Annotated in this window: 13 protein-coding genes; 2 read left to right on the forward strand and 11 right to left on the reverse strand. The window is 44.7% G+C overall.

From position 1 onward, the window contains the following. Positions 1–34: 34 nt before the first annotated feature. From hflX to prmB, 10 genes are all read right to left on the reverse strand, one after another. The gene (hflX, locus tag AB4589_RS13685; protein WP_009848500.1) at positions 35–1,402 is read right to left on the reverse strand and encodes a GTPase HflX; all 1,368 of its coding nucleotides are present in this window, start codon (positions 1,400–1,402) and stop codon (positions 35–37) included. A gap of 279 nt (positions 1,403–1,681) precedes the next feature. Beyond that, the gene (locus AB4589_RS13690) at positions 1,682–2,794 is read right to left on the reverse strand and encodes an ABC transporter ATP-binding protein (protein WP_009848501.1); all 1,113 of its coding nucleotides are present in this window, start codon (positions 2,792–2,794) and stop codon (positions 1,682–1,684) included. A gap of 6 nt (positions 2,795–2,800) precedes the next feature. Then, positions 2,801–3,658 carry a carbohydrate ABC transporter permease gene (locus AB4589_RS13695; protein ID WP_009848502.1) on the reverse strand — a complete coding sequence of 286 codons (858 nt, stop codon included), beginning with the start codon at positions 3,656–3,658 and terminating at the stop codon, positions 2,801–2,803. Continuing rightward, a complete protein-coding gene (locus AB4589_RS13700; protein WP_009848503.1) occupies positions 3,655–4,593 on the reverse strand; it encodes a carbohydrate ABC transporter permease in 939 nt (312 codons plus the stop codon). The genes AB4589_RS13695 and AB4589_RS13700 overlap by 4 nt, the downstream gene beginning before the upstream one ends. Before the next feature lie 181 nt (positions 4,594–4,774). Further along, on the reverse strand, positions 4,775–6,022 hold the full coding sequence (locus AB4589_RS13705) for an ABC transporter substrate-binding protein (protein ID WP_009848504.1): 1,248 nt from the start codon (positions 6,020–6,022) through the stop codon (positions 4,775–4,777). Positions 6,023–6,132: 110 nt separating this feature from the next. Continuing rightward, a complete protein-coding gene (locus tag AB4589_RS13710; protein ID WP_372100816.1) occupies positions 6,133–7,578 on the reverse strand; it encodes an ATP-binding protein in 1,446 nt (481 codons plus the stop codon). 72 nt (positions 7,579–7,650) lie between these two features. Continuing rightward, positions 7,651–8,379: a response regulator gene (locus tag AB4589_RS13715; protein WP_009848506.1), complete on the reverse strand. Its 729-nt coding sequence runs from the start codon at positions 8,377–8,379 to the stop codon at positions 7,651–7,653. A 157-nt stretch (positions 8,380–8,536) separates the two neighbouring features. Next, entirely contained in the window at positions 8,537–9,994 is a 1,458-nt protein-coding gene (locus AB4589_RS13720; RefSeq protein WP_372100817.1) for a protein adenylyltransferase SelO, read from the reverse strand. 515 nt (positions 9,995–10,509) lie between these two features. Further along, positions 10,510–11,151: a LysE family translocator gene (locus tag AB4589_RS13725; RefSeq protein ID WP_102582668.1), complete on the reverse strand. Its 642-nt coding sequence runs from the start codon at positions 11,149–11,151 to the stop codon at positions 10,510–10,512. Positions 11,152–11,425: 274 nt separating this feature from the next. Beyond that, positions 11,426–12,358: a 50S ribosomal protein L3 N(5)-glutamine methyltransferase gene (gene prmB / locus AB4589_RS13730; protein ID WP_009848509.1), complete on the reverse strand. Its 933-nt coding sequence runs from the start codon at positions 12,356–12,358 to the stop codon at positions 11,426–11,428. Positions 12,359–12,420: 62 nt separating this feature from the next. Between prmB and smrB the strand changes: the two genes are divergently transcribed. Then, the gene (smrB, locus tag AB4589_RS13735; RefSeq protein WP_009848510.1) at positions 12,421–12,951 is read left to right on the forward strand and encodes an endonuclease SmrB; all 531 of its coding nucleotides are present in this window, start codon (positions 12,421–12,423) and stop codon (positions 12,949–12,951) included. A gap of 135 nt (positions 12,952–13,086) precedes the next feature. On the opposite strand, the gene sixA is transcribed toward smrB, so the two are convergent. Beyond that, complete coding sequence (gene sixA / locus AB4589_RS13740; RefSeq protein ID WP_012603460.1) at positions 13,087–13,551, reverse strand: phosphohistidine phosphatase SixA; 465 nt, start codon at positions 13,549–13,551, stop codon at positions 13,087–13,089. Positions 13,552–13,855: 304 nt separating this feature from the next. Between sixA and AB4589_RS13745 the strand changes: the two genes are divergently transcribed. Further along, positions 13,856–16,633, forward strand: coding sequence for an insulinase family protein (locus tag AB4589_RS13745; RefSeq protein ID WP_372100820.1), 2,778 nt, complete (start codon positions 13,856–13,858; stop codon positions 16,631–16,633). Positions 16,634–16,771 lie beyond the last annotated feature (138 nt).

Here is a 16,771-nt window from a genome sequence, read left to right on the forward strand (position 1 = left end):
GGTATTTTAACTTGTGTCTAAACGCTATAAAAGATTAAGAATTCTGCATACGCTTTTTCAGTCGAGCTAAGTCAATTTCACTAGAGCGAACAGTCAACTTAATGCACTCGTAATCGTACTCTTCTTTAACCACACTCATGTTTGAGCGAATCTCACCGATGATGCCTTGTCCAGAATAAGGAATCGTGATCTCTTCTTCGATCATGCCTTCTTCAGCAACACCAACGATGTACTTGTGCAGTTTCGTGATATCCAGAGGATCTCGAGTCGACGTTAGCATCGCATCTGGGAATTCTTCGATCAGCTCTAATTGCTGCTCTTCAGTCAATCTATCGCACTTATTCAGAACTAATAGTTTTTCGCTGCCTTCTACACCCACTTGAGCTAATACGTCGTGTACCACATCAAGTTGTGCGCGGAATGAAACGTCAGAAGCATCAACGACATAAAGCAGCAATGAAGCATCATGCGCTTCTGCTAGCGTTGAGTGGAATGAAGCAACCAGATCGTGTGGCAATTTCTTGATGAAACCCACCGTATCTGAAACAAGGATACGCGGTTGAGTAATTGGCTGAAGCGCACGAACCGTCGTATCTAGCGTTGCGAACAGTTTATCTTCACCCACTACTTCGGTTGCGGTCATTGCTCGCATCATCGAAGATTTACCGGCATTGGTGTAGCCAACTAAAGCAACAGTGAAAAGCTCCGCGCGCCTTGTACGTCGGGTCTTCATTTCATCTTGTACGCTTACTAGCTCACGCTTAAGCGCAGCAATTTGGTCACGTACGTTACGACGGTCTAGCTCTAGTGAAGTTTCACCGGCGCCCTGACCCATTTGGCGCTCTTTATCGCCCTCAGCCGTTTCACGAAGTCGTGGCACTAAGTAGTTTAGACGAGCGATATCAACTTGCAGACGAGCAGTACGAGTACGAGCGTGGCGGCTGAAGATTTCGATGATGATGCCAGTACGGTCAAATACTTCCACACCCAAACTCGCCTCAACAGTACGCATTTGAGATGGACTTAAATCACAGTCAAATACCACAACATCAGCGGCACCGTATTGGAAGTTGCCCGTTGGAAGATCATCAAAATCTAGCTCATCGATTTCAGAACTAAAATCAAACGACTCATCAATAAAATCTTCATCTTCTGCTTCTTCAATAGAGCCTTGATAACCAGTTAGGTGTGCAATTTCAGCAAGCTTACCGGCACCCAGCACATTCTGTCTTTGAGATGAACTGTGGTGTTGCGATTGCGTACCGACTACTTTAAACCCTAGGGTTGTCACTAAGCGAGCAAGTTCGGCAAGAGACTCTTTTGCTTCGTCACCTTTAAAATCCGGTGTCGTAATAGAAATAAGTAAAGCGTTATTCGCCGCTGGTTTTGCTGTTAGTTTCATGTATTCTTCTGTTTATGCACCAAGGTGCAACCTAGTATTTGATCTAAAGTAGTGTGATCCTACGCGTTTCTACGTCAGCTTTATAGAGCTAAGGGATACTAAATCACGATATTATTGCAGTAGAAGCATATATATCGTTTATCCCTCTGTTTTTATAAGGGATAAAAAGCAAGTATAGACAACGAAAAAGGCAGCATCACATTACTTATTAGTAGTTGGTGATACTGCCTTTGATTTAGACATGAACTTTGATTGTTAAACTAACTCAGCAACTAGAAGTTAAAAGTCGATTCTCGCTTCAGTCTGAGCATCGAAGAATACCGCCTTTGATAAGTCAAAATGAAGCGGTGCCATTTGCCCAACCGACACTTCAAACTCTGGTGACAAACGACACGCGACTTCTTGGTCGTTCACTTTAACCATTGCGATGGTATCTGGCCCTGTTGGCTCCAACACTTCCAATTGCAGATCTAGCTTTGTAGTTGCCGACACATCATCACCTTCTTGCTCAGTGATGTGTTCTGGACGCAACCCAATCACCAACTCTTTGCCATCTTGGTCACGCATACTCTGAGGCAATCGAATGTGGTGTTCTTGCTCCGCCGTGCCAGTTACTTTGATGATCGGATTCTGATCGTCGTCCAAATCCACCATGGTCTTAATGAAGTTCATTGATGGTGAGCCCATAAAGCCCGCTACGAACATATTGTTTGGCTTGGTATAGATCTCTTGCGGTGTGCCTAACTGCTGCAGTTCACCGTCTTTCATTACTGCGATGCGATCAGCGAGAGTCATCGCTTCGATCTGATCATGGGTTACATAAACAATCGTGGTATTCAGCTTCTGGTGCAGACGCTTTATCTGATGACGCATCTCAACACGCAACTTGGCATCCAAGTTTGAAAGCGGCTCATCAAATAGATACAGCTTAGGACGACGAGCTAGAGCGCGTCCCATCGCGACACGTTGACGCTGACCACCAGAAAGTTGCGACGGTTTGCGATCAAGCAGTTGTTCGATTTGCAGCATTTCTGCCACTCGATTTACCTCAGCATCAATCTCTTGCTGCGGCATCTTGCGGATCTTCAAACCGAAAGCGATATTGCCGCGTACCGTCATGTTTGGATAAAGCGCGTACGACTGGAATACCATCGCGATATCGCGATCTTTAGGTTCAACCTGCGCCACGTCTATGCCATCAATTACAATCTCACCCGAGCTAATATTCTCTAGCCCAGCGATGGTGTTCATCAAGGTGGATTTCCCACACCCCGAAGGGCCGACAAGTATCAAAAATTCCCCCGAATCGATACTGATGTCGATGCCCTTTAACGTTTCGTTGTCCGCGTTGCGATAGGTTTTACGGATCTGTTTTAAATCTAATGTTGCCATGAGTAATTATCCTTTTACTGATCCTGCCGTTAGGCCACGAACAAAATATTTTCCTGCAAAGACATACACCAACAGCGTTGGCAGTGCGGCGATGATCGCGGCAGCCATATCGACGTTATATTCTTTAACGCCAGTGCTGGTGTTGACTAGGTTATTTAATGCCACGGTAATCGGCTGTGTCTCTGAGCCTGAGTACACTACCCCGAATAAGAAATCATTCCAGATTGCGGTGAACTGCCAGATCACTGTCACCATGATGATAGGTGTAGAGATCGGTAATAAGATCTTAAAGAAAATGGTAAAGAAGCCTGCGCCATCCAGTTTTGCCGCTTTGATCAATTCATCAGGAATCGAGATGTAGAAGTTACGGAAAAACAGAGTAGTAAACGCCATGCCGTAGATAACGTGCACAATCACCAAGCCGATAGTTGTGTTCGCCAAACCCATTTTTCCTAACATGGTTGCCATTGGAAGCAACACCACTTGGAATGGAATAAAGCAGCCAAACAACAACAAGCTAAAGAACAGGTTTGAACCTCTAAATTGCCATTTCGTCACGACATAACCATTGAATGCACCGAGTAATGTTGAAATCGCAACCGCAGGAATCACCATTTGGAAAGAGTTCCAGAAGTAACCTTTGATGCCTTCACATTTCACGCCCGTACAAGCGGTGTCCCACGCTTTATACCAAGCGTCAAACACCCACTCTTTCGGTAAGCTCATCAAGTTACCTGCCTTTATGTCTGGCAAGGTTTTGAATGACGTCAGCGCCATGACGAACAATGGCATCAAATACACCAAGCAGAAGAAAAGCAGTGCTGAATAAATAAAGATTCGAGCAAAATTGATGTTATTCATCATGACTTTTTCTCCCTAAGTTCAGAGTAAAGATAAGGCACGAGAATCGCTAAGATACCAGCAAGCATCATCATGGCACTGGCAGCACCAAGGCCAATTTGTCCGCGAGTAAAAGAGTGTGCGTACATGAATAGCGCAGGAAGATCCGATGAATAACCGGGGCCACCCGCTGTCATTGCCGTCACAAGGTCGAAGCTCTTAATCGCAATGTGAGAAGTAATGATCACCGCACTGAAGACCACAGGGCGCAAACAAGGCAGAATGATTTTGAGATAGATGGTAGGTAAGCTTGCCCCATCAATTTGCGCCGCTTTGATGATTGAAGAATCGATGCCACGCAGACCTGCTAAGAACATCGCCATCACAAACCCTGAAGACTGCCAAAGTGCCGCGATAACCAAGGTATACACCGACATTTCGGAGTCGACTAGCCAGTCAAATTTGAAGTCAGTAAATCCCCAATCTTGCATCAGTTTTTCAATGCCAAGACCCGGATTAAGAATCCATTTCCACGCCGTACCCGTCACAATGAATGACAACGCCATTGGGTAGAGATAGATGGTACGAATCGCCCCTTCTTGACGGATGTTCTGGTCAAGCAATACCGCTAAACCAACACCAAGCAAGATGGCAATCGCCATAAATAGAAAACCAAACACACCGAGGTTGGTGATTGAGGTAATCCAGCGATCGTTATCCATCAGCTTTTCATATTGGGTTAAACCAACGAAATTAAAGCTCGGCAGAAATCGAGAGTTGGTGAACGACAACGCTGCCGTCCAAAATATGTAGCCGTAGATACACACCACGGTCACTAACGCAGTCGGCGCCAGTACAATTTTAGGTAACCAATGTTGCAACCTGTCAGCAAAACTCGGTTTCGGTGCAGGCTGGCTCCTTGTGGGTTTTGGAGTCGACTCAGTCAAAACATGCTCCATAACTTATCCTTGTTGCACAATCGAGCCAATGGCTTACCTTTCGGCACCACATCAGCATCACGCATATCAGAATTGGGAGTGAAGAGCAGATAGGCTCCCTACGAGCCTACCCACCCTGGGGGTTCGATAAAGCAACACAGCCCGTCACTCACGTGCGTTGTGTGTCACTTATCAAGTTAGATTAGATAGCCGCTTTCACTGCTTTTGCTAACTTAGCTGCCGCTTGTTTAGGATCGGCATCTTTCTCGTTGAAGAAGTTGGTCACTACGTCATAGATAGCGCCTTGAGCATAGCTTGTTGTCGCTAGGCCATGAGCCATACTCGGAACAAGATCGCCCGATTCAGCACTCGCTTTGAAGGTAGCCATTGAATCCAACGCACATTGGTCGAATTTAGACATGTCCATATCTAGACGTACAGGGATAGAACCTTTGTTAAGGTTGAAGACTTCTTGGAAATCTTTGGTAAGAATGGTTTTCGCTAGGTCTTGCTGCGCTTTTTGGTTCTCTTGGTCGCTTAACTCAAAGAACGCAAAGCTATCGATATTGAAAGTAAATTGGCCGGCAGTACCTGGAGCTGGTGCACAGATGTAATCTTTACCCGGCACTTTGCCTGCCGCAGTAAATTCACCTTTCGCCCAGTCACCCATGATCTGCATCGCTGCTTCACCATTGATAACCATTGAGGTTGCTACATTCCAATCACGACCAGGAGAGTTGCTGTCGATGTAATCACGCATCTTTTTGAACTTGGTGAACACTTCCACCATTTTGTCGCCAGATAATACGTCCATATCAAGATCAACGAACGCTTTGTTGTAGTCTTCACTGCCTAGTACATCAAGTGCCACGGCTTCGAATACGGTCGCGTCTTGCCAAGGCTGACCACCGTGAGCTAATGGAATGAAGCCAGCCGCTTTAATCTTGTCTGCAGCAACAAAGAACTCATCTAATGTTGTTGGAACTGTCACACCCGATTTTTCTAAAACAACAGGGTTTGCCCAAAGCCAGTTAACACGGTGAACGTTGACAGGAACTGCCACATATTCACCATCCCACTTCATCACTTTAGTCACTACTTCTGGAAGTAGTTCATCCCATTGTTCTTGTTTAGCAGTCGCATCGAGAGACGTTAGAAAACCTAAACCACCCCACTCCTGAATATCATGACCTTTAATCTGCGCTGCAGAAGGTGGATTGCCCGATACTGCTCGCGTTTTCAAAACAGTCATCGCACTTTCACCGCCGCCACCAGCAACTGCGAAGTCTTTCCAAGTATGGCCTTGTTGTTCAATCATCTCTTTCAGTACGGCAGCGGATTTCGCTTCGCCACCGGCAGTCCACCAGTGGAGCACTTCCACTTCACCAGCTTGAGAAAATGTTGAGGCAGCAAGAAGAGATAGAGTAAGTAGGGTTTTATTGATTTTCATTATTATCTTCCATGTTTAGCGGACTCGACGTCCGGTTCATTAAAGAGTCTACTTATTCTGACTGGTAAGATTGAAACAAAAGGTAAGCCCAATGTAACAAGATTGTTACACTACACTTCTAAGCCTGTTGGGATATAGACTTTGACTTCCAAGCCACCTTGAGAGGAGTTGCGAATAATGAGATCTCCACCGTGTCCGTGCAGGATATTTCGGCAGATCCCGAGGCCAAGTCCGTGTCCTTGATCATCCGTTGCTAGCCTAAAATAGGGTTCAAAAACCATCTCTAACTTGTCTTCAGGAATGCCATTCCCACGGTCTTGAATAGTCACGACAACCCAAAGCTCATCACCACTAACTTCCACGACAGCTGATGAACCATACTTAACCGCGTTGTCAATTAAGTTGGTCAGTACACGCTTAATCGCCAGTGGTTTCGCGACTAGTGGCTCAATGACGACCGGCTCGAACTCAACTTTTGTCTGATACTGGTTATGAGATTCAAGCACAGAAAGTACCATTTCGTTGAGGTCAATAATGGCATTATTCTCGTGTAGATCGGTGTCTCTTACCGCTTGCAAAGCACCTTTAACCATCATCTCAAGCTCATCGAGATCTTTATTAAATTTGTCTTTCTTTACTTCACTCTCCAACAACTCTGCACGCAATCTAAGACGTGTGATTGGTGTCTTTAAGTCATGGGAGATCGCAGAGAAAAGGTGCTCTCGGTCGGCAACATAGCGACGAATCCGTTGCTGCATGCGATTAAAGGCTCGAGTGGCAGTGACCAGTTCCGTTGCTCCTTCTTCGTTAAGCGGAGGCTGCTGAATATCCATGCTCATCTCATTAGCCGCTCTTGCTAACTTTTTAAGAGGACGCACTTGACGACGAATCATCAAATAAGTCAAAACCAATAGAATGAGTGTCGAGGAAACTAAGAAAATTACTTGCTCACGACCGAGAATCGTATCGTCGAGTTTTACATATGGCGCTGGCAACAACGCAGCGATATAAACCCATTCGTGGCTGGTTAATTCTATTTGAACAACCAGAATTGGTGGATTCAGCGGTTCTAACGTTAAAGTATGATGTGCCCAAGATCGCGGGAGATCGCTTAAGTAGATGTCGTTTTTAAGCAAGCGAAGGTGTTCAGGTCGAGAAAAATCTACCCGCACTGACGCCACTTTATTGAGTTTGCTACTCAAAACACTTTCTATCGCTTCAATCGAGGCTGTTTTTAAACGGGTATCGGGGATCGGTTCGACAATCAAAGCCTCTTTATTGAAAGAAACGAAGAAGCGCGTACCGCCCATATTCCGTATTTGATCCAGCACGATATGACGATATTTAACGGGTAGAGATTGGAAAAAAGTCACCGTTGAAGCAAACATGTTCGCCATGCTCGACGAGGCAGAACGAATTCCTTCCAGCTCTTTGTGTTTTGATTCGCTATACCATATAGACGTTGCGATGCCTTGAGCTATTACCACGGCTAACAGCGTCAACAATAAGGTTCTTGCGACTAACGAATTTGGTTTCAACCAACTCATCCAGTTCATACGAGATATTTCATCCAGAATACTTCATTGGAAATACTTTATTAGCGTTACTTGATTAACAGTAGGTCATACTTAGTGTTCATACTGAACCGGCACAGCAAGAATGTAGCCATTACCGCGCATGGTTTTGATGTAGTGAGGATATTTACCACTGTCGCCCAATCGGCTTCTCAGGCGGCTAAGCTGTACGTCAATGCCACGTTCAAAAGGCAGCGCTTCACGGCCTCTGGTAGCGAAAGATATTGTGTCACGGTCGAGAACTTCGTTAGGACGAGTTAAGAACAACATCAACAAAGAAAAGTCACTGCCCGACAAGTCCATCTCTTCTGAGTTTTCGTTGTGATAGATTCGGTGCGCGAGCGTATCGAGCGTCCAATCACCAAAAATAATCTGCTTTGGCAATGCATCACTTGGCTTGTCGTCCACCACTTGTACACGGCGTAATAGCGCTTTGATTCGAGCCATTAACTGACGAGGACTAAACGGCTTCGCGATGTAATCATCTGCACCAATTTCTAAGCCGATAATCTGATCGGTTTCATCCGATACCGCTGTCAGCATAATGATAGGCACATTGGATTGCTTTCGTACTCGCTGACACAAGGTAAAACCGTCGTCACCGGGGAGCATCACATCGAGCAGAATCAGGTCGGGATAACCTTGGTTTTGCAGGTGGTTTTCTAATTCAACACCGTCTCCCACAGAAGAGACATCGAAACCTGATTTTGTGAGGTACTCTTCCAGCAGCTCGCAGATTTCTTGATCATCATCCACCACGAGAATGCGAGTATTTGTTGGCATCGCCCAAACCTATTAAATTTACAACTTATTCACATAGTGTATAGGCTGGCCGATTATTTGATTATTGACATGTTTGTAAAGTTAGACAAACAAACAGATAAAGATCACATCTTAGTGACCTCTACCTGTACTTAGCGACTCAAAGAATCATAGGAGGTTAAGAGGAGCAGCTGATTTCCATGGCTTTGCCCCACTCAGGCGGCAAGGCAGCAAGATGTTCGTAGTCAGGATGTTCCGAAAAAGGGTCTGCCAGCACCACCATTAGTGCATCAATATCGCTGCTATCACCGCGCTCAGCTTTATCTATCGCAAGCTGGGCTAGGTAGTTTCTGAGGATGTATTTCGGGTTTACTTGTCGCATCTTATTACAGCGATCGGCCACTGAACTCTCTTCCAGTTCACAGCGTTGCAAGTAGTTATTCACCCATAGCTTTGCGGCCTCGCGGTCGATAACCAAATCAATCACGTCTTGCGGCGACAATGTATCTAGGTTCGACAACGTTCTAAAGAATCTTGGGTAGTCGACTTTGTTTTGTGACATCAGTTCGAACAACGATTCAAACAAGCGACTGTCACCTTCGTGTTTCGAAAGCAATCCTAACTTACGGCGCATCAGCTGACTGAAATAACCGTTCATTTGTGGTTCGTACTGTTCTAACGCGACCTCTAAATCGGCTTTATCCACCAGCGGCGAAAGTGAGTGCGCCAGTGCCGATAGGTTCCACAATCCAATTCTAGGCTGTTGATTGAAAGCATAACGACCTTGGTAATCCGAGTGATTACAGATCAAGCGAGGGTCATATTCATCTAAGAAGGCGAACGGGCCATAATCGAAGGTTTGCCCTATGATCGACATGTTATCGGTGTTCATCACCCCATGAGCAAAACCATTCGCTTGCCACAGCGCGACCATTTCCGCAGTGCGATCAACAATCTGATTAAACATAGCAGCGTAGGGTTTGTCGTCATCGAGGCATTCCGGGAAGTGCCATTCGATGACTTTATCGGCCAATAATTTATGTTCTGCCAACTGATTGGTATAAAACAGATGTTCAAAGTGACCGAAACGGATGTGTGACTCAGCAGCACGCACCAGCAATGCGCCCCACTCTTGCTTCTCTCGATAAACGGGTGTGTCGCTAGTCATCATCGCCAATGCGCGAGTAGTTGGGATATTAAGCCCCGCCATCGCTTCGCTACATAGATACTCACGAACCGTTGATCGAATAACAGCACGACCATCGCCCATACGAGAATAGGGAGTTTTACCCGCACCTTTAAGGTGTAAGTCGAACGTTTCACCACTTTTCGCGACAACTTGAGCTAATAACAGCCCTCTTCCATCACCTAAATCAGGGTTATAAGAGCCAAACTGGTGGCCTGCGTATTTCATTGCTACTGGCGAAAATTGCTCAGGTTCAACATTGCCCGATAACGTCTCAAGCAATTCCTCGGAAGTGCATTCAAATGACGGAAAGCCGAGTTCATCCGCAAGGTTATGGTTCCATGCGAGCCATTGAACATTGTTTAGCGGTGTAGGTTGAATTGGGGTATAGAACAATCGAGGTAATGCCGTAAATCGATTGTTAAATGAAATAGAATCCCAGACAGACATGAGAGATACACTGTAGATAAAAGATAACTTAAGATTATCACAGTTTGATAACAACTTCAGATCAGGTTATGCAGTGAGTCTATTGAGATAAAGGGGGTAATGAGACAAAAAGATTATTCAGAGAAAAGGTTACTGAGAGGAAGGTACAGCTAAGAAAAGGTTAAGTGGCTAGCCTGATGAGAAAAGCCACATTTACGAGTGTAAGAGTTCTAACTTTGAAGACTTTTTGAAAAGTATATTCATAATAAAACTGAAAATATAGAGCCATGAAGCTGACTACATTAGAGCAAGAATACCCAGAAGAGAAAGGGTAGAGAAAATCCAAGTACGACTGATTACGCCAAAATTACTGTGTTGAATCATTTCTTGATGCTGCATATATCTCTCCTGAGAATGTGATAGTGTAACACCAATATATCGACTTTATGCCGATATCAGCAAGCATATTAATATTAACCTTTTATTACAGCCTGAATAATTTTCTGTAACTATTCAGGCCTTTGATAAATTGAAAATTACGCTCTGCTTGTAGTAGAAAGCAGCGCCCCAGCACCGATAAAGACACCACCAGTCACACGATTAAAAACCTTGGCTCTACCTTTAGCAAACAACCAATTTGATGATTTCGCACCTAGGTAGGCATAAACCAGTAACCAAGATAATTCCATCACAACGAAGGTCAAAGCGAACACCACAAATTGAGGAAATAGCGCTATCGATGGGTCAATAAACTGAGGAAAAAGTGCGGTAAAGAACAGGATAGCTTTTGGGTTACTCGCACCAACAATAAAGCCACTGACATAATGCTGTGCAGCGCTTTCTTTAACAGGTTGAGAGCCTGCTTGTTGATTCGATAGCTTGTCATAATCTTGCTGACTCGACCGTAGCGACTTCCAACCGAGATAAATAAGGTAAGCAGCACCCGTCCACTTAATGATATTAAACACCACTTCTGACGAAGCAATAATCACCCCTAAACCGGTAAACGATAACGTTAAGATTCCGGTAATGGCAGTCACGCTACCCAAGGCGGTAAATATCGATAACTTAAAGCCAGATTGCACACCCTTAGTCATACACAACAAAGAGCTTGGCCCTGGTGATGCCGTTAAGATCAACACCGCTAGCAAATAATAAATCCATGTATCAAAGGTCATCGCGAATTCTCCTTAACTCACTAAAACGACTAAATATTGAGCACCAATATGTGATAGCTATTCATATTAAGCAACTAAATATTGAGCACGTTCACTCTGTGTTGCTTACTTATCCATTAAATTTCGGCAATAAAAAACGCCATGCATTACTGCATGGCGTTTAAATTCAAACGTTTCAAATAGAACGTCTTATCAGGTTCTAACCTTAAGTTTCCAGCCTAATCTCTAAGCTAAATCTCTAAGCCAAATCCCTAAGCTAACGACTAACAGTAACCTAGTCTTTGTAGATAGAGAACTCATCCGCGCAAGCAACAAGCTGCTCACGAGTGATCATGAATACGCCATGACCACCGTTAGAGAATTCAATCCAAGTGAATGGAATCTCTGGGTACTGATCCATCATGTGAACCATTGAGTTGCCCACTTCACAGATCAGAATACCATCATCAGTTAGGTAGTCTGGTGCGTTTGCCAAGATACGGCGAACCAATTTAAGTCCGTCAGTACCCGCTGCTAGGCCAAGTTCTGGCTCGTGAGTAAACTCATCTGGCAGGCTGTTCATATCTTCTTCGTCCACGTAAGGTGGGTTAGATACGATCAGGTTGTATTTCTCTTTTGGCAAGTCACGGAAAAGATCTGAACGGATTGGGAACACTTGCTGCTCCATGCCGTGATCTTGAACGTTCTGCTCTGCAACTTGCAGTGCGTCTGTAGAGATATCAATCGCATCTACTTCTGCGTCAGGGAATGCATGAGCACAAGCAATAGCAATACAACCACTACCCGTACACATATCCATGATGCGAGTTGGCTCTTCAATTAACCAAGGTTGGAATTGAGCTTCGATCAGCTCACCAATTGGAGAGCGAGGCACAAGAACGCGCTCATCAACGAAGAACTCAAGGCCACAGAACCAAGCTTTATTAGTTAAGTAAGCCGTTGGTGTACGCTCATTGATACGCTTGATTACGCGCTCAACAATACGCAGACGTTCGCTACTTGTTAGACGAGAGTTCATCACATGCGAAGGAACATCAATCGGTAGATAAAGAGTAGGTAAAATTAGTTGTACCGCCTCATCCCACGCGTTATCAGTGCCGTGACCATAAAATAGGCCCGCTGCGTTAAAGCGACTAACAGTCCAACGAATCACATCTTGAAGCGTGTGTAGTTCTGATACCGCTTCTTCTACAAAAATCTTATCCAAAATTGTCTCCGAAAAGCGCTACAATACTGCTAATTACGTTTCTAATTAGAATTCATAACCTGATGAGCAAAAAAGACACCGACTTCGATGACGATTTCGCCCTGTTCAACGATGCAGTAAAGGGCGTTAAAAAGTTGCAACAGGATACCATAGTCCAGCAGCCAAAAAGAAATGCCAAGCAAAAAGAAATTACTCGAACGGCAAGACAAGCCAGTGACAGCGAGTTTTATTTCTCGGATGAGTTCATTCCGCATCTTAGCGAAGAGGGGCCTACACGTTATGCGCGCGATGATGTCTCTAAATATGAGGTGAAGCGCTTACGTCGTGGTGTCTATGTACCGGATGTGTATCTTGATATGCACGGTATGACTCAACAAGAAGCCAAACGTGAACTTGGCGCGATGATTGCGCACTGCGTGAAAGAGAGCGTAGCTTGTGCCTGTGTACAGCACGGCATTGGTAAACACATCCTTAAACAGAAAGTGCCTTTGTGGTTAGCACAGCACCCAGATGTGATGGCTTTTCACCAAGCACCTTTAGAGTTCGGTGGCCATGGGGCGCTACTGGTTTTACTTGCTATCCCAGATAAATAGCCATCGACTTGCTCTTTATTCTAAAAAGTACGTCCAGCACCTTGTCGTTTGGTCGAAATAATCCGTTAGAAACAACAAAGGGCATCTCAATAATCATGAGGTGCCCTTAAATTTATCTTGAGAAAACGGTCTCAGCTATGGATTAATGTTCCAAAGCAACTCGCCTTTTTGTTTTTCAAGGTCGAATTCAATACACGCGAGCCCTGAGGTTGGGAACATAGGTGGCGCCATGCCCGTCGCAAATTCAGCCGTTAAATAGCCCACTAGAGGTAAATGAGAAACAAATAAAATGGTCTCTAGCTTTTCTACTTCAGCCATTGCTATGGTCAAATCAAACACATCGTCAGACATTCCGTAAGGCGTAATGTCATCACAGGTTTCTACTTTCTTTCCAGAAAACGCTTGAGAGATTTCTAACCACGTTTCTTGTGCCCTCAAGTATGGGCTCACAAGCACTTTATCGAACTGGCTAAACCCTTGCTCATTTGCAGCTTGAGCTACCGCAAGAGACGCCATTTTACCGCGCTTCGTTAACGCACGTTCTGCATCCGAGTTAGCAAAATGTTCTGCTTCACCGTGGCGCATTATGAATATTTTCATGTTCAGTCCTGTCTACGTAACATTTCGAAAGTCGATATATCCCATATCAGCGATACGCTACTTAGCGTTTGGCTCTCAAACTAGAGAAACCGCAGTCTATATAAATAATTATATCAAGTCACTTGCTAAAGAGTTCGACTTTCTTAACAATCTTATTAAAAGAAAATAAATCACTGATAAAAATCGATAAAAGTGATTTAGAAGTCGCCAAAAAGCACTTCATATCCCAAAATATGATCGCGAGGTTTGCACCTGAAATCATCGCGTACATAATTTAAAAACCACCTTCTCTGGAGATGCATCTGTGCATTTAAGCCCTAATGATGAACATCAATACCGTTACGTAACATTAGATAACGGGTTGAGAGTACTGTTAGTTCACGATCAGAACGCTCAAAAAGCTGCAGCCGCACTCGCCGTTAATGTCGGGCATTTTGATGACCCTACAGACCGAGAGGGTTTAGCTCACTACTTAGAGCATATGCTATTTTTGGGAACTGAAAAGTATCCAAAGGTCGGAGAGTTCCAAAGTTTTATCAGCCAGCATGGTGGTAGCAACAACGCTTGGACAGGAACCGAACACACCTGCTTCTTTTTTGATGTTGAATTGAATGCCTTTGAAAATGCACTCGATCGCTTCAGCCAATTTTTTACCGCCCCCCTGTTCAACGAAGAAGCCTTAGACAAAGAACGCCAAGCCGTTGATTCAGAGTATAAAATGAAACTCAACGACGACTCGCGACGATTGTACCAAGTGACCAAAGAGTTGGTGAATAACAATCACCCATTCTCGAAGTTTTCTGTCGGTAATATCGATACGTTGGGTGACCGAAACGGCGAGACGATTCGACAAGAGATCTTAGCTTTCCACCAGCAGCAGTACTCTTCAGACTTAATGACACTGACGCTGTCTGGCAATCAATCACTGGACGAGATGCAAAGCTGGGTTGAAGAGCGTTTTAGCTCGATCACCAACCACAAACTACAAGGCAAGAAGGTTGAAGTACCGATTGTTGGCGAATTAAGCACGGGTGTACAAGTACACGTTAAACCGATCAAAGAAGTGCGCAAACTTATCTTAACCTTCCCAATGCCAAGCATGGATGAACACTACGGTATTAAACCATTATCGTTCTTTGCACACCTTATCGGTTACGAAGGCGAAGGCAGTTTGATGATGCAACTCAAAGAGAAAGGCTGGATTACTTCCCTCTCAGCAGGTGGCGGCGCAAGTGGCAGTAACTATCGTGATTTCACAGTCAGTTGCTCATTAACCATCGAAGGTTTAACCAAAACCGATAACATCATCCAAGCGGTGTTCCAGTACATTAAGTTGATTGAACAACAAGGTATTGAAGAGTGGCGTTACCTCGAAAAACGGGCTGTTTTGGAATCAGCCTTCCGCTTTCAAGAGCCCTCAAGACCACTTGATGTCGTCAGCCATCTCGTTATCAACATGCAGCATTACCAAGAGCAAGATGTGGTGTATGGCGATTACAAAATGTCGCACTTCGACGAAGAGTTACAACGTTCTCTGCTTCCTTACTTAACCGTCGACAACATGCGGGTCACCGTTGTTGCTCAAGGATTCGAATATGACAGAGAAGCGAAATGGTACTTTACGCCCTATTCGCTCACACCATTTAGCGCTGAGCAAATTCAATGCTTTACATGCATCAACCCCGGCTGGCAGTTTGAGCTCCCAAGTAAAAACCCGTTTATTTGCTATGACTTAGACCCTGCTGAGCTCGAAGGTGACGCTAAGCACCCACAACTGTTAGAAGAGCTGGACGGCTTTAAGTTATGGCACCTTCAAGACCATCAATTTCGAGTGCCAAAAGGTGTGGTGTATATCGCTATAGATAGCCCACACTCAGTTGCCACCCCGAGAAACATCGTTAAAACACGCTTGTGTGTAGAGATGTTCTTAGACTCGCTTGAAAAAGATACGTATCAAGCTGAGATTGCTGGTATGGGCTACAACATGTATACCCATCAAGGTGGTGTAACACTCACATTATCTGGATTCAGCGAGAAACAGCCACAACTGCTCAATATGATTCTTGAACGTTTCCAAGCACGCGACTTTAGTTCAACACGATTCGAAACGATTAAGCATCAATTGCTCAGAAACTGGAATAACGCATCGCAAGACCGTCCTATTTCTCAGCTGTTCAATGCGATGACGGGAATCTTACAGCCAAACAACCCGCCCTATTCCGTTTTAATTGAAGCGCTGGAAACAATAGAAGTCGACGAGCTTTCTTCTTTTGTTCAAGCTATTTTGGCCGAACTGCATGTCGAAATGTTTGTGTATGGTGACTGGAAAAAAGCCGATGCGAACAAGATGGCTGAAACGCTAAAAGATGCATTGCGTGTTCAAGATCAGGCTTACGAAGAGTCACTGCGCCCTTTAATCATGCTGGGTGATAACGGTAGTTTCCAACGCGAAGTGGTGTGTAATCAAGATGATTCAGCCATCGTGGTTTACTACCAATGTTCAGATATATCACCTACAAATATTGCGCTGTATTCATTGGCCAACCACTTGATGTCAGCCACTTTCTTCCACGAGATTCGTACCAAGCAGCAGCTAGGTTATATGGTCGGCACTGGTAATATGCCGCTTAACCGACACCCAGGTATTGTGTTGTATGTGCAATCGCCTAATGCAGCCCCAGCAGATCTGTTGGCTTCAATAGACGAGTTCCTCAATGCCTTTTACATGGTATTGCTAGAGCTTAACGACTATCAATGGCACAGCAGTAAACGCGGTCTTTGGAATCAAATTTCAACGCCAGATACCACCTTGCGTGGTCGTGCTCAACGCTTATGGGTTGCGATAGGCAATAAGGATTTGGAATTCAATCAGAGGGATCGCGTGTTAGAAGAGCTCAAAGGTCTGACTCGCTCAGACATGATGCGCTTTGTGGTTAGCCAACTAAAACCTCGTACAGCGAATCGTCTGATTATGCATGCGCACGGCAATGCTCATAATGAAGAAGAGAAGTTGTCGGCAGGTGTTGAGATTGGCTCAATTGATGAGTTTCAGCTGCGCCCTAAAGACTGTGAGCTTGGTTAGTCGTTGTTAGTAAAAAGATCAGAAGGTTGATGTGAAAGCATCAACCTTTTTTATTGGGTGCAGCACAAGAGCAGATCTCCTATTACGCTCCTTCGTCGCTTTAGGAGATGACGGTAGTTTTAATTGAGGTGTGTTGAC

It is taken from the genome of Vibrio sp. 10N.222.49.A3 (genome assembly GCF_041475145.1).
Classification (GTDB): Bacteria; Pseudomonadota; Gammaproteobacteria; order Enterobacterales; family Vibrionaceae; genus Vibrio; species Vibrio tasmaniensis_A.